This window comes from Stenotrophomonas sp. 610A2 (assembly GCF_030549615.1).
In the GTDB taxonomy this organism is placed as follows: domain Bacteria; phylum Pseudomonadota; class Gammaproteobacteria; order Xanthomonadales; family Xanthomonadaceae; genus Stenotrophomonas; species Stenotrophomonas pigmentata.
In genome coordinates this window covers 3,669,918-3,690,442 of sequence record NZ_CP130832.1, presented here as the reverse complement: position 1 = coordinate 3,690,442, position 20,525 = coordinate 3,669,918, and the positions used below count along the sequence as shown (strand labels likewise).

Annotated in this window: 15 protein-coding genes; 8 read left to right on the top strand and 7 right to left on the bottom strand. The window is 64.3% G+C overall.

Annotated features, from left to right (window positions below; genetic code table 11):
* Window positions 1-118 precede the first annotated feature (118 nt).
* Complete coding sequence (locus Q5Z11_RS16425) at window positions 119-2,761, bottom strand: hybrid sensor histidine kinase/response regulator (protein ID WP_303747380.1); 2,643 nt, start codon at window positions 2,759-2,761, stop codon at window positions 119-121.
* Window positions 2,762-2,947: 186 nt separating this feature from the next.
* Here Q5Z11_RS16425 and Q5Z11_RS16420 point away from each other — a divergent pair, with 186 nt between their 5' ends.
* Both Q5Z11_RS16420 and Q5Z11_RS16415 read left to right on the top strand, forming a co-directional pair.
* Window positions 2,948-4,279, top strand: coding sequence for a dicarboxylate/amino acid:cation symporter (locus tag Q5Z11_RS16420; protein ID WP_303747379.1), 1,332 nt, complete (start codon window positions 2,948-2,950; stop codon window positions 4,277-4,279).
* A 235-nt stretch (window positions 4,280-4,514) separates the two neighbouring features.
* Window positions 4,515-6,806 (top strand): NADP-dependent malic enzyme, encoded by a 2,292-nt coding sequence (locus Q5Z11_RS16415; protein WP_303747378.1) that lies wholly within the window; start codon window positions 4,515-4,517, stop codon window positions 6,804-6,806.
* A 60-nt stretch (window positions 6,807-6,866) separates the two neighbouring features.
* Here the strand turns inward: Q5Z11_RS16415 and Q5Z11_RS16410 are convergent, their stop codons facing one another.
* Both Q5Z11_RS16410 and Q5Z11_RS16405 read right to left on the bottom strand, forming a co-directional pair.
* Window positions 6,867-7,073: a hypothetical protein gene (locus Q5Z11_RS16410; RefSeq protein WP_303747377.1), complete on the bottom strand. Its 207-nt coding sequence runs from the start codon at window positions 7,071-7,073 to the stop codon at window positions 6,867-6,869.
* Window positions 7,074-7,185: 112 nt separating this feature from the next.
* Complete coding sequence (locus Q5Z11_RS16405; RefSeq protein WP_303747376.1) at window positions 7,186-7,551, bottom strand: helix-turn-helix transcriptional regulator; 366 nt, start codon at window positions 7,549-7,551, stop codon at window positions 7,186-7,188.
* Between the two features lie 289 nt (window positions 7,552-7,840).
* Here Q5Z11_RS16405 and Q5Z11_RS16400 point away from each other — a divergent pair, with 289 nt between their 5' ends.
* The 5 genes from Q5Z11_RS16400 (at window position 7,841) to Q5Z11_RS16380 (ending at window position 14,933) form a co-directional block, all read left to right on the top strand.
* Window positions 7,841-9,100, top strand: a complete 1,260-nt coding sequence (locus Q5Z11_RS16400; protein ID WP_303747375.1) for an HlyD family secretion protein — start codon at window positions 7,841-7,843, stop codon at window positions 9,098-9,100.
* 194 nt (window positions 9,101-9,294) lie between these two features.
* Window positions 9,295-12,051, top strand: a complete 2,757-nt coding sequence (locus Q5Z11_RS16395; RefSeq protein WP_303747374.1) for a M16 family metallopeptidase — start codon at window positions 9,295-9,297, stop codon at window positions 12,049-12,051.
* 246 nt (window positions 12,052-12,297) lie between these two features.
* The gene (locus tag Q5Z11_RS16390; RefSeq protein WP_282267169.1) at window positions 12,298-12,495 is read left to right on the top strand and encodes a zinc-finger domain-containing protein; all 198 of its coding nucleotides are present in this window, start codon (window positions 12,298-12,300) and stop codon (window positions 12,493-12,495) included.
* 10 nt (window positions 12,496-12,505) lie between these two features.
* Complete coding sequence (locus tag Q5Z11_RS16385; RefSeq protein WP_303747373.1) at window positions 12,506-13,618, top strand: glycosyltransferase; 1,113 nt, start codon at window positions 12,506-12,508, stop codon at window positions 13,616-13,618.
* The gene (locus Q5Z11_RS16380) at window positions 13,599-14,933 is read left to right on the top strand and encodes an O-antigen ligase family protein (protein ID WP_303750072.1); all 1,335 of its coding nucleotides are present in this window, start codon (window positions 13,599-13,601) and stop codon (window positions 14,931-14,933) included. Before Q5Z11_RS16385 ends, Q5Z11_RS16380 begins: the two co-directional genes overlap by 20 nt.
* A 13-nt stretch (window positions 14,934-14,946) precedes the next feature.
* Here the strand turns inward: Q5Z11_RS16380 and Q5Z11_RS16375 are convergent, their stop codons facing one another.
* Window positions 14,947-15,867: an LpxL/LpxP family Kdo(2)-lipid IV(A) lauroyl/palmitoleoyl acyltransferase gene (locus Q5Z11_RS16375; RefSeq protein WP_303747372.1), complete on the bottom strand. Its 921-nt coding sequence runs from the start codon at window positions 15,865-15,867 to the stop codon at window positions 14,947-14,949.
* Between the two features lie 199 nt (window positions 15,868-16,066).
* Here Q5Z11_RS16375 and waaA point away from each other — a divergent pair, with 199 nt between their 5' ends.
* Window positions 16,067-17,374 carry a lipid IV(A) 3-deoxy-D-manno-octulosonic acid transferase gene (waaA, locus tag Q5Z11_RS16370; RefSeq protein ID WP_303747371.1) on the top strand — a complete coding sequence of 436 codons (1,308 nt, stop codon included), beginning with the start codon at window positions 16,067-16,069 and terminating at the stop codon, window positions 17,372-17,374.
* Window positions 17,375-17,612: 238 nt separating this feature from the next.
* Here waaA and Q5Z11_RS16365 read toward each other — a convergent pair whose 3' ends face one another.
* From Q5Z11_RS16365 to Q5Z11_RS16355, 3 genes are all read right to left on the bottom strand, one after another.
* A complete protein-coding gene (locus tag Q5Z11_RS16365; protein ID WP_303747370.1) occupies window positions 17,613-18,971 on the bottom strand; it encodes a TolC family outer membrane protein in 1,359 nt (452 codons plus the stop codon).
* Between the two features lie 20 nt (window positions 18,972-18,991).
* Window positions 18,992-19,639, bottom strand: coding sequence for a protein-L-isoaspartate O-methyltransferase family protein (locus tag Q5Z11_RS16360; RefSeq protein ID WP_303747369.1), 648 nt, complete (start codon window positions 19,637-19,639; stop codon window positions 18,992-18,994).
* A gap of 125 nt (window positions 19,640-19,764) precedes the next feature.
* Window positions 19,765-20,439 (bottom strand): TetR/AcrR family transcriptional regulator, encoded by a 675-nt coding sequence (locus Q5Z11_RS16355; protein WP_303747368.1) that lies wholly within the window; start codon window positions 20,437-20,439, stop codon window positions 19,765-19,767.
* Window positions 20,440-20,525 lie beyond the last annotated feature (86 nt).

Here is a 20,525-nt window from a genome sequence, read left to right as displayed (position 1 = left end):
AGCCATGCTCGGCAGGGGCCTTATCGGTAATGCCTCAGCCGAGCATGGCTCGGCACTACAGGTGACCGTTTATCGGTAATGCCTCAGCCGAGCATGGCTCGGCTCTACAGGTGCGACTTCAGCTCCCGCGCTGGTACAGATGCGTCATCAGTGAGCGCAGCGCGGCGGTCCTTGCCTGCTTGGAAACAAAGCCCCAGTGACGGTCGCGGGCGAGTTCGCGCAGGTCGGGGTCCTGTTCGGCAGTGAACAGGATCACGCCGGGCTCGCTGCCCCAGCGCTCCACCAGCTGCGGCAACAGGACTGGGCCGCTGATATCGCCCATGCGCACATCCAGTAGCAACAGGTCGGGCACATTGTCATGCCGCGTCGCGGCCCGGGCCGCTTCCACGCCGCCGGCGAACTCCACCTGGCAGCCCCAGCGTTCCAGCAACAGGCGGGTAGCCAGGCTGATGCGTGGATCGTCGTCGATGCACCAGGCCCGGCATCCGGCCAGCAGGGAATCCATCTGTGGTTCCTCCGGCGGGCTGACCGGCAAGGTGCCGCAGCCGACATCGCCGCGCGGGAGGGTCACCGAGAACACGCTGCCGCGCCCGGGCGTGGAACGCAGGCCGATGCGGTGATCCAGCAGATGGGCAATGCGGTCAACGATGGCCAGGCCGAGGCCGGCGCCCGGCTCTTCGCTGCCGGCGTTGTCGAGGCGGCGGAACTCTTCGAAGATTTCCTGCTGGCGGGATTGCGGAATGCCGGTGCCGGTGTCGTGCACTTCAATGCGCAGCTGCGCGCCTTCGCGCCGGCAGCCGATCACGATGCGGCCGCTGCGGGTGTAGCGCACCGCATTGGACAGCAGGTTCTGCAGGATGCGCCGCAACAAGGCCTCGTCGCTGCGCACCACCGCGGTGGTGGCGATATGGGTTACCAGCAGGCCGCGCGCGTTGGCGAGAATGCCGAACTCGATGCTCAGCGCTTCCAGCAGCGGCTCCAGTGCGAAGTCGCGGACCCGCTTCTCAAGTGCGCCGGATTCCAATCGCGAAATGTCGAGCAGGCTGGTCAGGATGCCGTCCTGTGCGGTCAGCGCATTGTCGACGTTGTCGGCGATGTCGCGGCTGGCGGCATCGGGCAGGCGGCTGCGCAACGCCGACAGGAACATGCGTGCGGCATTCAACGGTTGCAACAGATCATGCACGGCGGCGGCGACCAGACGCGTCTTGGCCTGGTTGGCTTCCTCGGCATCGCGTTTGGCGCCGGCCAGGTCGTGGGTGCGCTCGCTGACCCGCAGGCTGAGCGTGTCGGCCAGTGAGCGCAGGTCGCGGGCGGCATTCCGGTAGGCGGTGATATCGGTATAGCTGGTGACAAAGCCGCCATCCGGCAGCGGGTTGCCGCGGATCTCGATCACATTGCCGTCGCCGCTCTCACGTTCGTGCATGTGCGGGGTGGCCGACCGCAGGTGGTTGAGCCGACGCTCGATGGCTTCCTCGATCGGTCCAGGGCCGAGCAGGCCGCGCCTAGCGTTGTAACGGAAGACATCGGCGATCGGCCGGCCTACCTGGATCAGCCCCGGTGGGAACCGGAACAGTTCGATGTAGCGCCGGTTCCAGGCCACCAGGTTGAGCTGTGCATCGACCACGCAGACACCTTGCGGCAGATGTTGCAGGCTGGCGCTCTCGCCGTAATCGGCGGCGTGCGCGGCATGCACGATGCCGTCCTGGGCGGTGCGCAGTTCCAGTGCATGCAGCTCAACCAATTGTTCGAGCTCGCGCCGGCTGCGCTCGCGCAGGCGCGCCAGCCGTTGCCGCTGCCACAGCCCGTAGCCCAGCAGCAGCACCGCGATCAGGCTGGCCATCACCGCGCCGGCGAAGGTGCGCGCGCTGTTGCTGCTGCTGGCAGTGCTGCGCAGCAGGTGCAGGCTCCAGCGCTGTTGTGGCAGTGGCTGCGTGACCCAGATGACCTCACCGGCACCGGCCAGCGTCACCTGCTGCTGGTTCGGCCCCAGTCGTGTGCCCGGCGAATGCAGCAGCAGCTGTTGCGGCAGATGGGTGTACTGGCGGGTACGCAGCAGCTCCTCGCGGACACCTGCATCCAGTGCCTGCAGCGTGAGATAGCGCCATGGACGGTGGCTGGACAGGAAGATCACGCCATTGCTGTCACTGACGAAAACCGTGTCGGTGGTATCCGCCCAGGTCTGTTCCAGCGGGCGCAGGATGACCTTGACCACCACCACACCGACCGGATTGCCGCTCTCATCGCGGACTGCTTCGGACAGGAAATAGCCGGGCATGGCGGTGGTGATGCCCTCGGCATAGAAGGTGCCGCTGCCTTCGTGCATTGCCTGACGGAAATAGGGCCGGAACTGATAGTCGTTGCCGACATTGTTGCTGCGGGGCATGCGCCAGTTGCTGGCGGCCAGGGCCACCCCGTTGCGGTCGAGCAGGGTCAGGGTCGAGGTGGCGGCTACACCATTGACGCGTTCGAGCTTGCGGTTGAGGCGGTCCAGCTCGGCACGGCTGGTTGTCGTCCGTGCCAGCGCGCTGCGTACATCCGGGTCCAACGCCAGCACCGCCGGCAGCACCCGGTGGCGTTCGATCAGGGCCTGCAAGGCCTCGCCATGCAGATGCAGTTGGGTTGCCGCCCGTGCAGCGTCACCGGCAATGCTGCTGCGCTCGAAATGGCGCAGCGCCACCAGGCTGATCGCCGCGACGGCAAGCGCGGCGGCGAGCGGCAACAGCCAGCGCATGCGGCGTCGATGGGTGGGAAAGAACGGCATGGCTGCGATGGTCCGGCAGGCCTGCGGCGGGCGGCCATAGGTCTTGTCCGGTTGTTGGGGGGATTGGTCCGAAAACGTTGATCCGGTTCCGTTTGTGTGCTTCGCAGTAACACCAATGCGTTATCGGCGGCGCGCGCTTTGGCGCGTAAAAGACCTCCCGTAGTGAATCTCCGAGGTGTCCCCGCCATGCATGCCCCTTCCGTGACTGTTGCCAGCCCGCATGTGCGCCGGCTGCCGCTGTACCGCCAGCTTTACGTGCAGGTGCTGGTCGCAATCGCGCTGGGCGTGCTGCTGGGCCATTTCGAGCCAGTGTTCGCCGAGCAGCTGAAGCCCCTTGGTGATGCCTTCATCAAATTGGTGAAGATGATCATCGCGCCGGTGATCTTCCTGACCATCGTCACCGGCATTGCCGGCATGACCCATCTGCGCAGCGTCGGTCGTGTGTTCGCCAAGGCGATGGCCTATTTCATGTTCTTCTCCACCCTGGCGCTGGTGGTCGGCATGGTGGTGGCGCACGTGGTGCAGCCCGGCGCAGGCATGAACATCAATCCGGCCGATCTGGACCAGAGCGCGGTGAATGGTTACGTGCAGCGCTCGCACGAACTGAGCCTGGTCGGCTTTGCGCTGGACATCATCCCCAAGACCCTGGTCAGCCCCTTCGTCGGCGACAACATCCTGCAGGTGCTGTTCGTCGCAGTGCTGTTCGGCATGGCGCTGGCTTCGGTGGGCGAGAAAAGGCGCCCGGTACTGGCGCTGTTGGATGCGCTGACCACGCCGGTGTTCAAGCTGGTCCATCTGCTCATGAAAGCGGCGCCGATCGGCGCGTTTGGCGCCATTGCCTTCACCATCGGCAAGTACGGCATCGCCTCGCTGGTCAATCTGGCCTGGTTGGTTGGCGCGTTCTACCTGACCTCGCTGCTGTTCGTGGTAGTGATCCTGGGCGCGGTGGCGCGTCTTTGCGGGTTTTCGGTGTTCAAACTGGCCCGCTACCTGAAGGCCGAGCTGCTGCTGGTGCTGGGCACGTCCTCGTCGGAGTCGGCGCTGCCATCACTGATGGAGAAGATGGAGAAGGCCGGCTGCAGCAAGTCCGTCGTCGGCCTGGTGGTGCCAACCGGCTATTCGTTCAACCTGGATGGCACCAACATCTATATGACGCTGGCGGCGCTGTTCATTGCCCAGGCGACCAATACCGAGCTGAGCCTGGGCCACCAGATCGCCCTGCTGCTGGTCGCCATGCTCAGCTCCAAGGGCGCGGCCGGGGTCACCGGCGCGGGTTTCATCACCCTGGCGGCCACCCTGGCGGTGGTGCCGGAGGTTCCAGTGGCTGGCATGGCATTGATTCTTGGCGTGGATCGTTTCATGAGCGAATGCCGCTCGTTGACCAATTTCATCGGCAATGCCGTGGCAACGGTGGTGGTTTCGCGCTGGGAGGGCGCGCTGGATCGGCAGCGGCTGAGCTTGGTGCTGGACGGCGCGGAGCCGTCGGAACTGCCACCGTCGCCGCCGGTCGAGGCCTGAGGTTTACCTGTGTGTGCGTTTTTTGCGCGGGGCCGGCCACCGAGCAGGCGGCCCCGCGTCTTTTTTTCCGTCCCGGGCTTGTCATGCTCAGGGCTGAAACTGGCGCGCACGCAGTGGTGTGGAATGCCCGGAATTGTGCGGTTGCAGCATGAATACGACAGCATAGCGACAGGTCCAGCCGCCTTAACGGCGTTATCATCCACTGTCCTTCTTGCCCATTAGCGCCCACAACTCGATGTCCAACGAAGATTTCAAGCAGGCAGCCCTCGAATATCACCGTATGTCGCCGCCAGGCAAGATCAAGGTGGTGGCTACCAAGCCCATGTTGACCCAGCGTGATCTGTCGCTGGCGTACTCGCCGGGTGTGGCGCATGCCTGCGAAGCGATCATGGCTGACCCGGCCATGGCCAGCGAGATGACCGCCCGCGGCAATCTGGTCGGCGTCATCACCAACGGCACCGCGGTGCTGGGCCTGGGCAACATCGGCCCGCTCGCCGGCAAGCCGGTGATGGAAGGCAAGGGCGTGCTGTTCCAGAAGTTCGCCGGCATCGATGTGTTCGATATCGAAGTCAATGAAAACGACCCGGACAAGCTGGTCGAGATCATTGCCTCGCTGGAGCCGACCTTCGGCGGCATCAACCTGGAAGACATCAAGGCGCCGGAGTGCTTCATCGTCGAGCGCAAGCTGCGCGAGCGGATGAACATCCCGGTGTTCCATGACGACCAGCACGGCACCGCGATCATCGTCGGCGCGGCCGTGCTCAACGCCATGTGCATCACCGGCAAGAAGATCGAAGAGGTCAAGCTGGCCACCACCGGCATGGGCGCGGCGGGTATTTCCTGCGTCAACATGCTGGTTTCGCTGGGTTTGAAGCCGGAAAACATCCTGGCCTATGACCGCGACGGCGTGATCCACACCGGCCGTACCGACCTGGACCCGGAAAAGGCGCGCTACGCCCGCGACACCGACAAGCGCACGCTGGCCGAGATCGTCGACGGCGCCGATATCTTCCTGGGCCTGTCGGCCGGCGGCATCCTCACCAAGGACATGGTCGCCAGCATGGCGCGTGACCCGGTGATCTTCGCCCTGGCCAACCCCTACCCGGAAATTCTGCCGGAAGACGCCAATTCGGTGCGTTCGGACGTGATCATGGGCACCGGCCGTTCGGATTACCCGAACCAGGTCAACAACGCGCTGTGCTTCCCCTACCTGTTCCGCGGTGCGCTGGACGTGGGCGCGACCACCATCAACGAAGAAATGAAGGTCGCCTGCGTGCGCGCGATTGCCGCGCTGGCCCGCAAGGAAGCCTCGGACCTTGGCGCCGCCTACGGCGGTGACGTGCCCAGCTTCGGCCGCGACTATGTGATCCCGCGTCCGTTCGACCGCCGCCTGCTGGTGGAGCTGTCCTCCGCCGTGGCCCAGGCCGCGATGGATTCGGGTGTTGCTACCCGCCCGATCGCCGACATGGCTGCCTACCGCGACAAGCTGGCGCAGTTCGTCTACCGCACCAGCTTGTTCATGAAGCCGGTCTACGACCGTGCCCGTGCCGACAAGCAGCGCGTGGTCTACGCCGAGGGCGAAGAGGAAGTGGTACTGCAGGCGGTGCAGAACGTGATCGACGAAGGCGTGGCCTTCCCGATCCTGATCGGCCGCCCGGACGTGATCGAAGCCCGCATCGAGCGGCTGGGCCTGCGCATGCGCGCCGGTGTCGATTTCGAAATCACCAACATCAACGACGACCCGCGCTTCAACGACTACTGGCAGTACTACCATGAGATGACAGGCCGCAAGGGCGTCACCGTGGCGGCTGCCAAGAACCTGATGCGTTCGCGCCCGACCCTGATCGCGGCGGTGATGGTTGCCCGTGGTGAGGCCGATGCGATGCTGTCGGGCCTGGTCGGGCGCTTCCACAAGAAGCTCGGCTACGTACGCAGTGTGATTCCGCTGGAATCCAAGGTCAGCTCGACCTCGGCGATGACTGGCGTGATCAACAACCAGGGCGTGTTCTTCTTCGTCGACACGCACGTGCAGGAAGACCCGACCGTCGAGCAGATCGTCGAATCGACCTTGCAGGCCGCGTATCGCATGAAGCTGTTCGGCATCGAGCCGAAGATCGCGCTGCTGTCGCATTCCAACTTCGGCAGCCACGATTCCAAGGACGCGTTGAAGATGCGCCAGGTGCGTGCGGCGCTGCTCAAGCGCAACCCGCGTTTGAACGTGGACGGCGAAATGCAGGGCGATACCGCCTGGGACGAAGCGCTGCGCGAGAAGCTGCTGCCGAACAGCACGCTGAAGGGCCGTGCCAACCTGTTCGTGCTGCCCAACCTGGAAGCGGCCAACATCGCCTACAACCTGGTGCGTGTATTCACCAACGGAGTGGCGATTGGTCCGATCCTGATGGGCATGACCAAGCCGGTGCATATCCTGACCAGCAGTGCCAGCTCGCGTCGCGTGCTGAACATGACCGCGATTGCCGCGGTCGATGCGCAGATCCGCAAGCAGATGGAAGCCGACCGCGCGGGTTGATAGCCAGTCCGCATGTGTCAAAGCAGAGCCGGCCTTGTGCCGGCTTTGCTTTGTGTGGGGTCAGTTGGTGGTTTTGGCGGTATTTCGCCTGCGCGGATGCCAGGAATCTTGTGGGAGCGGCGTCAGCCGCGAAACAGGTGGATCATCAGATGGCACGGTTTTCCAGAGTTTCGGCATAGCCAGCCTCGCGGCTAACGCCGCTCCCACAATTGAAAGCTGCAGCCCGGCTTTGTAGGAGCGGCGTAAGCCGCGAAGCAGATGGATCATCAGATTGCACGTCCAGCTGGAATTTCAGCAGTGCCAGCTTCGCGGCTCACGCCGCTCCTACAAAAGGCGATGCGCGGGCGGCGCCGATGTGGTTATCGGTCGCCGCCTCTGATCAGAGGTGTGGGACTTTCTGTGCCTCCACGATCTGCAATACCAGCTTCCGTGTGGCGGCGCGGCAGCAGCGGTAGGCGATCAACAGCCTGCGTTCCGATGGATCATCAACGACCTCCGCGTTCTCGCCCGGTAATGCCGCGGAAACGGCATCAAGCTCCCCGCGTCCTGTCGCCAACCATTCGAACGAAACATCGGTAACCAGCGCGATGGTGATCAACCGCATCGTGCTGGGCGATATGCCGGTTGGACTTTCCCAGTTTCCCACTGCGCTGCGGCTTACTTTCAGTTGGCTGGCCAACTCCGCCTGCGTCATCTTCATCTTTCTCCGTGCTTTACGGATGCGGATTCCCAGATGGTCGTGCATAAACTTTCTCCTCGAGCGTTGACCATGAGAGCCGACTAAAAGCCTAAGCCATTGCGAGCTTGCGCAGTCGGCAAAGACTCATTGTCAATGTTCATTACGCCCGTGGATTATCGAGGCGAGAGTCGTCATCGATATTGACGACTTTTGCCAATGTAACTTGCATATGCGCGCTGTCGCAGCTGATGCCGATAGGCTGCGCCCGTTGGGAGGAATCTTGATGGAAATTTGTCGGTAGAAAACTTACTGATTGATGAGTTTTTTTCTTAAGCGTTGAAGCAATGGTGCATGCGTGTCGCAAACCGAAACGAATGAAGAGCTGCGCGTTGCCGTTCGTCGCTGGTGGTGGATGGAATACAAGCGGCCTGCGAAACTGTATGCATACTTCGTGGGTACATTCTCGTTGATAGTGGTTTCGTTGATTGCTCTCGCGGTCCGCAACGACAGCGAGGCTACCTTTGTTGCTGGCCGTCTGGTGCCGGTGCAGGGGATGGCGACCGTATTGGCTCCGGTCACCGGCGTGGTGCGTTGGCTGGACGCAGATGATGGCAAACGTGTCGTGGCGGGGGAGGCGTTGGCTTTGGTGGCGGTGCAACGCACGCTCCCCGAGCTGGGCGATGCCAGTCTCGCCCTGGAGCTTGGTCTGCGGCAGAAGGAAGACAGCATCGAGTTGGCCCGTGATGCCTTCAAGGAACAACTGGCTGTGCAGGCAGCCGGTTTGAACGAGCAGATGCATGCGGCACGGGCCGAGGCCAGGCTCATTGAGCTGGAGATAGCTGCGCGGCGCGAGCAGATCCGGATGGCGGGCGATGTGCTGGCGCGTCGTAGAAGCTCTGACGCGGCAACTACTGCCGGTCTGGTGGCTGCCGAGCAGCAGGAAGCCTTGCTGTTGGACTACAGCGTGCAGTTGCAATCGTTGCGTCGGCAGCAGGCTGCAACGCAACGCCTGATTGCGCAGCTCAAGCAGGCTGCGCTGGAGCTGCCGGGCCGGCGCAAGGCGAACGATGCCACCTATGCTGGGCATCTGGCGCAACTGCGCTTGCAGCAGGTCGAGAATGAAGCCAACGCGGCCTTGCTGGTGAAGGCGCCGGTGGATGGTGTGGTGGTGGCGCAGATGGTGAAGCCGGGGCAATCGGTACATCTGGGTCAGCCGTTGCTCAGTGTTCTGCCCGGCGATGGCAGGCTGCAGGCGGAGTTGATGGTGCCGGGGCGGGCGATCGGGGCGATGGCGCCCGGTGATCGCGTTGTTCTGCGTTACCAGGCATTTCCGCATCAGAAGTTCGGGATGCAACGCGGCACCATCGCGCGCATCAGCCGCACCGCGGTGGACAGTGAGGAGGCCAGCTTCGGGCCGGGAGTGCCGGCGGTGAAGGAAGCCTTCTATCGGGTGACCGTGGAGCTGGCCAATCAGGCCATCGTGGCGCACGGCAGGTTGGAGCCGCTCAAGCCCGGGATGTTGCTGGACGCGCAGCTCAGCGGCGAGCGCGAGCCGCTGAGCGATCGCCTGCTGCAACCGATGTATTCCTTCGGTGGCTGGCTGGGAGGGCGCTGAGTGCTGCCGCGCGCATGCGATGCGGATGCAGGCGATTGGATGTGTCCGCGCACTTGGTGCGCTGCTATGGCACCACGGCATCTTCAGCTTTTGCGATGATGGGCATTGTTGCCGTGCTTCACCGGTTGCGATCCGGGGAATGCCACAGACACTGATTGATGGGCTGATCGCAAATTAGCGAGGACTGGATTCCGATGATGAAGCTTTCGTGTTGCGCCTGGGCGCTAGCGCTAGCGCTTTCGCTGACGCTGGCGCCGACGGCACAGGCAAAACAGGCCAGTGCCGCTGCGCTGCCGGCGAATGTGCAGGCAGGTCCCTGCGTTGAGGGTGTCTGCGAGTACCGCTTGCAGAATGGCCTGCGGGTACTGCTGTTCGCTGACGCCAGCAAGCCGACTGTGACCGTCAATCTGGTTTACGGTGTGGGATCGCTGCATGAGAACTATGGCGAAACCGGCATGGCCCACCTGCTTGAACACCTGATGTTCAAGGGAACGCCGAAGCACCCCGATATCCCTGGTGAAATGCAGCAGCGCGGGGTCGACAAGAACGCGACAACTTCGCTGGACCGCACCAACTACTTCGCCTCGTTCCCGGCCAATGACGCCACCCTGGACTGGTTGTTGGGCCTGGAGGCCGACCGCATGGTCAATTCCAAGGTGGCCAAGGCCGATCTGGACAGCGAGATGACGGTTGTCCGCAACGAGATGGAAGCCGGCGACAACAATCCGGTCGGCGTCCTGATGAAGCGCATGCGCTCGGTCGCGTTTGACTGGCACAACTACGCCAACATGCCGATTGGCGCGCGCTCGGACGTGGAGAACGTGCCGATCGAGAACCTGCAGGCCTTCTATCGCACCTGGTACCAGCCGGACAACGCCTTGTTGATTGTTGCCGGTCGCATCGACAGCGCGCAGGTGCTGGCACGCATCGCCACCCACTTCGCACCGCTGAAAAAGCCGACCCGCACCTTGCCGAAGTTCCATACGGTGGAGCCGGTGCAGGATGGCGAGCGTGAAGTCACCGTGCGTCGCAGCAGCGAGCTGTCACTGGTTGCTGCCAGTTATCACGTGCCCGCGCTTGCGCAGGCAGACAGCGCGGCATTGACGGTATTGGGCAATGTGCTTGGCGATAACCCGAATGGGCGCCTGTACAAGGCGTTGCAGGAAACCAGGCTGGCGGCATTCGCCGGCGCCAGTGGCGAGACCTTGCGTGATCCGGGCTTGTTCACCCTGGTTTCGGCCTTGCCCAAGGGCGGTGACGCTGGCAAGGCCGAGGCCGAACTGCTGAAGCAGGCTGAAGCCATCGCGGCGACACCGGTCACCGACGCAGAAGTCGATGCCGCCAAGCAGCGCATCGGCAATGCAATCGAAAAGCGCGCCAGCGACGTCAACGCGATGGCGATGGCCTTGTCCGAGTACCAGGCGGCAGGCGACTGGCGCCTGTTGTTCGTGCAGCGTGATGCCATCGACGGCGTCACTGCGAACGACGTCAATCGCGTGGCCGCGGCGTACCTGAAGCCGCAGAACCGCACCATCGGCCGCTTTGTGCCGACCGCTACCCCGGACCGGGCGCTGATTCCTGCCGCGCCAGCGGTGGCAAGCCTGGTGGATGGTTACAAAGGGCGCGCCGCGATTGCCGCAGGCGAGGCCTTCGAGCCCAGCCTGGACAACATCGCGGCGCGTACCGAGAGCTTCGTCATTGGCGACGGGCTACGCGTGTCGCTGCTGCCAAAGCGCAATCGCGGGCAGACCGTGACATTCGATGCCAGCTTCCGGTTCGCGGATGAGCAGTCCATCACCGGGCGTAGTTATGCCGGCAGCTGGGTAGGGCCGATGCTGATGATGGGCAGCCAGCGCATGGACCGCGGGCAGATCGCCGCGCGCTTCGATGCGCTCAATACCCAGGCGCAGGTAAGCGGCGGTGTGCAGGGGGCGGGCATCAGGCTCAACGGCAAGCGCGATACCTTGCTCGACGCGCTGCGGTTGGCCGCCGATGTGCTGCGTCATCCGGCGTTCCCCGCGGAGCAGTTTGAACAGCTCCGTCTGCAGGCCATCACCGGCCTGGAGTTCCAGCGCAAGGAGCCTGGCACCCTGGCCTCGATGGCCTTGAGCAAGTACTTCGATCCATGGCCGGTGGGGCATCCGCTGCACGTGGAATCGATAGACGAGTCCTTGGCGCGTCTGCAGGCGATCAAGCTTGAGGACATCCGTGCGTTCCACCAGGCCTTCTATGGCAGTTCGGTCGGCGAGATCGCGGTGGTCGGTGATTTCGATCCGGTGGCGATGAAGGCCGAGCTGCAGCGTTTGTTCGCCGACTGGAAGGCGCCGCACGCCTATGCGCCGATCAGCACCCATTACCGCGATGTCGCGGCAATGCATGAGCGCTTCGTTACTCCGGACAAGCCCAATGCTGTGCTGCTGGCCCGGCAGAACGTCTCGATCAACCTGACCGACACGGACTTCCCGGCACTGAACATCGCCATCGGCATCCTCGGCGGCGATCCGCTCAAGGCCCGGCTGGGCGATCGTATCCGGCAGAAGGACGGCCTGAGTTACAACGTGGGCGCCGGTTTGAGCGCGGATGAGAGCCGCGAAGGTCGCGATGACAATGGCAGCATCAGCATCCAGGCCATCGCCGCGCCGGAGAACATGGCCAAGTTGGAAGTGGCGTTGCGTGAGGAGCTGGCCCGCCTGGTTGCCGATGGCATCACCGCGCAGGAACTGCGCGATGCGGTGGCCGAGAAGAAGGTGGCGCGTGAGCAGTCGCGCGCCGTCGACGGTGCAATCGCTGGTCTGTTGACCGATCACCTGTATTACGGCCGCGACATGGCGTTTGAAGCGCAGCGCGATGCGGCCTACCAGGCGTTGACGGTGGAGCAGGTCAATGCCGCCATCCGCAAGCACCTCAAGCCGGAACGGCTGAGCGTGTTTGTTGCCGGCGACTTCAAGTAAGACGCTGGTGGGGCGGCGTGCCGCCCCGTTTCCGCTGCCGCACGTTGGCAGGGGATGCCTGTGCGCCGCCGGGTTGCCCCTGGCGGTTGGGATTGTCTGCTTGGTCCGGGCTTGGCCCGTACACCGAGCTGCCCAGTTCAGGCGGGGCGGGGCGGTCTTTTTGCCGCTCCGGACTGCCTGCTGGCGGCCGCACCCGCCCGGCGCTGTTAGAATTGGCCCGACCTGTTTTTTTCCTTGAATGACGCCATGAGCCATACCGCCACCGCGCCCGCCAACGCCGAGAAGCGTTACACCGTGCATCGCGCTGACCTGCCGCTGAGCTGCCCGACGCCGGAAATGGCGCTGTGGAACTCGCACCCGCGGGTTTACCTGCCGATCGAGAACGAACCCAATGGCGAGGCAGCCTGCCCGTATTGCGGTTCGGTGTTCGTACTGGCCGACTGATCGCTGACCGATGCGCCGTTTGACGGTGGTGCAGTTGCTACCGGCGCTGCATTCCGGCGGCGTCGAGCGTTCGACCCTGGAAATTGCCGCTGCACTGGTGTCCGCGGGCCATCGGGCTATTGTCGTGTCCGCTGGCGGGCGCCTGCTACAGCCACTGCTGGACAGCGGTGCCGAGCATCTGACCCTGGACATCGGGCGTAAATCGCTGCTGACCCTGCGCCATGTGGCATCGCTGCGACGCTTGTTCAGCGAAACCGGCGCCGACATCGTGCACGCACGTTCACGCTTGCCGGCCTGGCTGGGCTGGTATGCCTTGCGCGGCATGCCCGCGGGCCAGCGTCCGCACTGGATGACCACCATGCACGGGCTGAACTCGCCCGGTCGCTACAGCGGCATCATGGCCAGTGGCGAGCGGGTGATCTGCGTATCGCAGACCGTGCGTGACTACCTGCTTGAACATTACCGGGAGACCGACCCGGCCACGCTGCGGGTGATACCGCGCGGCGTGGATGTCGCCCAGTTCCCGCGCGTGGAGCGCAGCGACCGTCGGCCGCGTCTGGCGGTGGCCGCGCTGCATCCAGCGCTCGCCGGGCCGGCGCCATTGCTGCTGTTGCCCGGACGCGGCACCAGGCTCAAAGGCCATGCGCATGCGCTGCATCTGCTGGCCGGGCTGCATCGGCAAGGCCAAGCGGCCGTGCTGTGGATGCCGGGCGTACGTGAACCTGGCCGCGAGGCTTATGTGCGCGAGCTGGAGCAGTTGGCGCAGACCCTGGGCGTGGCCGATCAGGTGGTGCTGGGCGAACCCACCACCGGCATCGCCGAGGCCTATGGAGCCAGCGATCTGGTGCTGCAGCTGTCGGATAAACCGGAAGCGTTTGGCCGCACCGTGCTGGAGGCGCTGTCGGTGGGTCGACCGGTGGTGGGCTGGAATCATGGCGGGGTAGGCGAGTTGCTCAGCCAGCTGCAGCCGTCCGGCGCCGTCGCGCGTGGTGACATGCAGCAGCTGACGCACAGCGTGCTGCACTTGTTGCAGAGTCCGCCGTCGCTTCCGCGACGGATTCCCTATACGTTGCAGGCCATGCAACGTGCGACCCTGGATGTCTATGCAGAACTCGCTGGCTGATCGTTCCCACGCAGTGATGCCGCGTCAGGCCGGCTGGTGGGCGCCGATCTGGGTGATCGCCTATGTCGCGTTCCTGCCCTTGCCCGGTATCGCCGAGTCGGTGCTGGTGCTGGGCGCCTTGTTCACCGTCGTGCGTTTGCTGCTGTTGCGGCTGAAGAAAGGCAGCGGTATCCGGAGCCTGTTGGGGGTGCCCGCGTTGGCACTGACCAGCGTGCTGTTCTGCGCGTACTGGCTGCCGCAGCTCGGCTCAGCAGTGGGTGCGGACGACCCGGGCAAGGTCTGGGGCAAGGTCGCCAGCGGACTGCGCTACCTGCCCTTCATGTGGCTGGTGGCGATAGCTGTCGCTACGCCGCAGCGCCGCCACACCAGCTTTACCGGCTTGGCGGTGATCACCGGATTGTGGACAGTGGATGCACTGCTGCAGGCTGCGATCGGCACCAGCCCCTTGTTCTGGAGCTTGGACCAGCTCAAATGGTTGAGCAGCGGGCATGGCCTGTGCTCGCTGGAGGAAGTTGCCGCGGCTGATCGCCTGCCCGGCATCTTCGGTCCATGCAATCTGAAATTCGGCCAGGTGCTGGCCACGCTCTCGCCATTCCTGCTGTTCCCTGTCGGTGCCCGCTGGGGGCGCTGGGCGTGGCTGTTGGCCGCCGCCGCGGTCGGGGTGGTGCTGGTGCTTGCGGGTTCGCGCGCCTCGCTGATCACCTATGCGCTGGTCCTGCTGATTTCCGGCCGGCGCTTACTGGGCGCCAAGTGGCTGCTGCTGGTGCTGTTGGCTGGCGTTGTCGGCATCGGCGCATTGGTTGTGGGCTCGGCGCAGGTGCGTGAGCGCTTTGCGCGTACTGCGATGGCCTTCAATGGTGATGCAAACGGGGTCAATGAGGCCTTGTCAGGGCGCAGCCAGATCTGGTCGGCGGCGCTGTGCATGGTGCGCGAGCATCCAATCAACGGGGTAGGTGCGCGCGGTTTCCGCGATGCATACCCGGCATGCAACCAGAGCCCGCAGCAGGGGCCGGTATGGGGCGAAGGTCCGGCCTTGCATGCCCACCAGATCGTGCTGGAGATCCTTGCCGAAACCGGCGTACTGGGCCTGTTGCTGTGGATTGCCGGCGCGGCGATGGCGTTGCGTGCCTGGATCTATGCCGGGCCGGAAGCGCGTGCCCGGGCGCGTCCGGCGGCGGTGGCACTGGCGGTGACGGTGTTCCCGCTCAATACCCATCTGGCGTTCTATTCCGCCTTCTGGGGCGGGCTGACGGTGTTGCTGGCGGCGCTGTACGCCGGTGCCTTGCTGGCCGAGCCAGCGCAGCGCGACGGCTGAGCCGGGATCCGGCTCAGTCGTAGAAGTGGCTGCGGCCTTCGGGCTGGCGCTTGAAGCGGCGATGGATCCACAGGTACTGCGACGGTGCCTCGCGCACCATCTGCTCGATGGCGGCGTTGACCTGGGCGGTGTCGGCAACCGGATCATCGGTGGGAAAGTCGGGCAGGGGCGGTGCGATCTTCAGCACATAACCGCTGCCTTCGCGGCGATGGAAGTAGGGCACCACGGCACAGCCTGTCATCCGTGCGAACTGGTGGGTGGCGGTGATGGTGGACGCGGGCATGCCAAAGAAGGGCACGAACACCGAGTCCTTGCCGCGCATGTCCTGATCCGGTGCGTACCAGAGGAAGCCGCCTTTCTTCAGATGGCGCACGGTGGCGCGGATGTCCTCGTTGGCGAACATCGCGCTGGCATAGTTGAGCCGGCCGCTCTTTACCGCCCATTCCATCACCGGGTTGCGGTACTTGCGGTACATGCCGGCCAGCGGCACGTGATCGCAGAGCAGACGGCCACACATTTCCAGGGTCATGAAGTGGCCGGAAACCAACAGCACGCCGCGACCCTCGGCCTGCAGCGCTTTGAGGTGTTCCAGGCCTTCCCACTGCACCTGCGGGCGGATCACGTCGATCCTGCCCCACCAGGCGCGGGCGAATTCGAATACACCGACGCCAAGCGCGTCGAAGCTGTCACGCAGCAGGCTTTGCCGCCAGGCCTCGTCCTGCTCCGGGAAGCAGAGTTTGAGGTTGACCTCGGCGGCGCGACGACGGCTGCGTGCCAGGTGCAGGGCCAGCCAGCCGATGCCGCGCCCCAATGCACGCTGCAGCGTCCATGGCAGGCGCGCGGCGATGAAGGCAATGCCTAGCCAGGCAAAGGTCGGCCAATGGCGTGGCTGCAGTAGCGAGGGTCGGGTGGCGGTGGAGGGTGAATCGGACATGTGTTGATTCTAAGCCACGGGGATGATGGCGGGCGTGGATGGGGTTTGCTGGAGTAGGTGGGGACGGTGCGGAGTCGGCGAAGGCGAAAAGCAACGGCACCCCTCCTCGGTCCTCCGCTGCGCTGTGCGCAAGGGAGGGGACGAGGCGAAGCGGGTCTTCGTCTCGCGCAATTCCGGCGTTCTCCCGTATCCTTCTGCGATGCGTAAGGATCCGATCGAGCTACTGCTGCGCGGCGTTTATTCCGCCGTGCTCTATCTGCTGCTGCCCATCACCGTCTATCACCTGGTGTGGCGCGGGTTTCGCGTGCGCGAATATTTCCGGCGCTGGGACGAGCGTTACGCCTCGTACCCGGACAGTGGCAGCCAGCCGCGGGTGTGGTTGCACGCGGTGTCGGTGGGCGAGGTCAACGCGGCAGCGCCGCTGGTCAACGCACTGCGCGCGCAGCGCCCGGACATCCGCTGGATCATTACCACCATCACCCCGACCGGTTCGCAGCGCGTGCGCGCGCTGTGGGGCGATGCGGTGGATCACGTGTATCTGCCGTATGACGTGCCCGGCAGCGTCAGCCGGTTTCTCGAGCACTTCCAGCCCAGCCTGGCGCTGATCCTGGAAACCGAGCTGTGGCCAAACATGTTGTTTGGTTGCCGTGACCGTGACATCCCGGTCTATATCCTCAACGCGCGCCTGTCGGCGCGTTCCTTGAAGGGCTATCGCGTGCTGAAAGCGCTGGTTGGGCGTGCGCTGCGCACGGTCACCTGCGTCGCCGCACAGTCGCAGGCCGACGCCGAACGTTTCATCGAGCTCGGTGCATTGCCCGAACAGGTGCAGGCCTTGGGCAATCTGAAATTTGATATCCATCCGCCGGATCCGACGGCGCTGCTGCAGGCATTCCACCAGCACGTGGCGACCAAGCGGCCAATATGGATCGCTGCCAGTACCCACGAAGGTGAAGAGCAGGCGGTGATCGAGATCCATGCGCGCTTGTTGAAGCAGCATCCGGATGCCTTGCTACTGTGGGCACCGCGTCACCCCGAACGTTTCGCCAAAGTGGAAGCGTTGGCGCGAGAGTCGGGCTGGCGTGTGGCGACACGCAAGGCGCAGCAATGGCCGGGCGCGGATGCACAGGTATTCGTGATCGACACACTTGGCGAGCTGATGGCGTTCTATGCCTGCGCGCAGGTCGCGTTTGTCGGCGGCAGTCTGCAGGCCATCGGTGGCCACAATCTGCTGGAGCCAGCGGCGATGGGTACGGCAGCTGTGACCGGCCCGCACCTGCACAACTTCGCCGAGATATCGAGGCGTATGGATGAGGCCGGTGCGTTGTGCATCTGCGCCGATGCGGCCGAGGTTGGCGCAGCGGTGTCGCGCCTGTTGCAGGACGATACCGAGCGCGAGCGCATGGTGCAGGCGGGGCGTGCACTGGTGGCCAATGGCCGTGGCGCGCTTGAGCACACGGTTGCATTGATCACCCCGCAGTTGCCGCCGCCGAGTGCGTCCGCGTCGTAGCGGTTTACCCGCAGCCATGGAAGTGATTGTCTGTGGGAGCGGCGTAAGCCGCGAAGCTGACGGTGTTGGAGATCTTGGCGCTGATGCGGGCTGATGCTGTGCGTGCTTCGCGGCTTACGCCGCTCCTACAAAAGAAAGAGAAGCGATGCCGATCGGGTGAAGGCGATCGCCGGCAATGTTCCAGAAACAAGAAAGGCGGGCCGAGGCCCGCCTTTCTGCATTACCTTTCCGCGCAGGTTTACTGTGCGTTGCTCGGCTGCAGCTTGGCAGCGGCATCCACCGTCAGCAGGCGGTTGATGTCCTGGACTTCGTTGATTTCCAGATCGCCGATGGCCTGGCTCAACTGCAGGCGGGCCAGCAGGAAGTTGTAACGGGATTGCGCGTAGTCCACCTGCGCACGGAACAAGGTGCGCTGGTTCTGCACCACGTCCAGCACGGTGCGGGTACCGACTTCCAGGCCGACCTGCGAGGCGTCGTAGGCGCTCTGTGCCGAGACCACGGTCAGGCGACGTGCTTCCACTTCGCTGATGCCGGCGACCAGTGCCTGGTAGGCATTGCGGGTATTGCGGTCGAGGGCACGCTTCTGCTGTTCGAAGGTGTCCTGGGCGATGTCACGACGGGCCAGCGCCTGGCGTACGCCGGACTGGGTGGCGCCACCGGCGAAGATCGGCACGTTCAGGGTCAGGCCGATCGAGTTGGTGGTGGCATCCGGAACAGCAGTGCCGCTACCGGTGCTGTCACCCCAGCGGGCGCTCTTGCCCCAGCTGCCGCCCAGGGACAGGGTCGGGTAGTGGCCGCCACGAGCGGAGGAGACGTTGGACTCTGCGGCGCTGACCTGCAGCTCCTGCGCCTTCAGCGCCGGGTTGCGCGAGACCGCATCGGTGACCAACTGGTCGACGTTGCCACGGTTGGCCGGCAGTTCCGGACGGAAGTCGACCGGCAGGCCGCGGACATCGCGTACCGGCTGGCCGGTCAGCTCGGTCAACGCCTGGTAGGCGTCTTCCAGTGCATTGCGGGCAAGAATGGTATCGGCGCGGGCCTGATCGTACTGGGCACGTGCTTCGTGCATATCGGTGATCGGCGCCAGACCTACTTCCAGACGCTTGTCGGCGTAGTCGAACTGCTTCTTGGCAGCGGCTTCGTTGGTCTCGGCGGCGGTCAGCGATTCAATGCCGACCAGCACGTTGAAGTAGGTGGTCGCGGTGCGCACGACCAGCTCATCGTTGGCCGATTCCAGGGTGAAGTCGGCGGCCTTGCTGACGTCGCGCTGCGCGCGCAGGTTGGCGAACTGGCTCCAGTTGAACAGGGTCTGGCTGCCGTTGATGCCGTAGCTGCGGGTCTTGGAGGTGGAGCTGCCGCTGATGTCGTCGTACTTGGTGCGGGTGCGATTCAAGGAAGCCTCGCCGCCGATCTGCGGCAGCAACGCGGCACGTGCCTGTACCGCGCCTTCCTTGTCGAACAGGCGGGTGGACTCGGCCGCAGCCAGCTGCGTGTCACCGTTGCGGGCCATTTCGTAGACCTGCAACAGGTCGGCGGCATGGGAAGTCAGCGGAGTGAGAGCGACTGCCAGCGCAAGGGTGAGGGATCGGCGGATCATTGCGGCTTCCTTGGAAGGTTTCAGAGTTGGAATTGCGGTGCGGGCGCAGCGCCCTGCAGGTAATCAAGATCGGTTTCGAACAGCGAATTGACAGTGCCGTCGGCCTGGACCAGCACCGCTTCCATCACCGGCGAGACGCCGCGGATGGCAAACAGGCGGCCGCCAGTGCGCAGCAGCTTCAGCAGTTCGGCCGGAACGGTTTCCACCGCGCCGGTGATGCAGATGGCGTCGAACTGACGCTGGCTCTGCCAATTCAAGCCGTCAGCCACTTCAATGCGGACATTGCTGCCCAGCTTGGCGGCGTCCAGGTTCTGGCGGGCACGCTCGGCGAGTTCCGGCTGGATTTCCAGGCTCAGCACTTCGCGGGCCAGTTCGCCCATGCAGGCGCTCAGGAAGCCGCTGCCGGTGCCGATTTCCAGCACTTCGTCGGTCGGCTGCAGATCCAGCGCCTGCAAGGTACGGCCTTCGATGACCGGCTTCATCATCTTCTGGCCATGGCCCAGCGGCAGCTCGATGTCGGCATAGGCCAGGGCGCGGTGCGATTCGGCGACGAAGGCTTCACGCGGCAGGCGGGCCAGCACGTCCAGCACGCGGACCTCCAGCACATCCCAGGGCCGGATCTGCTGTTCAACCATCATTTCGCGGACGTGGGAGTAATCGATCGTCATGGGAAGCTCATCATTCCAGCGCAGTGGGCCGGCCATTTTACCGGTTACCAGGCACAAAGTACGGATTGAACATTGCGGGGACAGCGGCGCCCGACGCAGTGCCGGAAGTCATTCGGACCACCGGTTCATTCAGGTTTCTGGCGCGGTTCATACGCCCGCAGGAAAAAATCAACGCTGGCGGCGATATGGGCGTCGGCATCGAGCTCATCCGGGGCAGCGCACAGGCCACACATCATATGCGTATGGACCTCGCCCTTGATCAGGCAGAAGAACTGACGCGCGGCCAGGGCCAGGTCATCGATTTCCAGCTGGCCACGCACGACGCGGGCGCCGAGGAACTCGGCCAGCGCGGTTTCGGTGCGCGCCGGGCCGGCCTGCCAGAACATCTGGCGGACATGGTCGTCGGTATCCGTGGTCATCATCATGCGCTGGGTGGCAATGGCCGCGTCGCTGCTGATCAGGCCAAAAAACGCATGGCCGATGCCGAGCAACTGGCCGTGCAGCGGTGCCTCGTTGTCGGTGATGAACAGCTCGTCGGGCATCATTTCCACGCACTTGGCCTGGATCGCCTCACTGAACAAGGTGTCCTTGTCGCCGAAATGGCTGTAGACCGTGAGCTTGGAGACGCTGGCACGGGCAGCGATTTCGTCCATGCTGACGCCGTTGAAACCCTGCTCGATGAACAACTCCTTGGCCGCGTCCAGGATGGCCGCGCGCTTGCCAAGGTCCTTGGGGCGACCCGGACCTGAGCTGCGTGGCGCCGCTGCTGCCGACGCTGGGGAGGGTTTTTTCGGAGACATCAGGTAATACTAGACCAGCTGGTTCGATATTTATACTATACCGACGCGTTTAGTAATGGCGGTGAAACCCCGCCATCTCTCTCCCC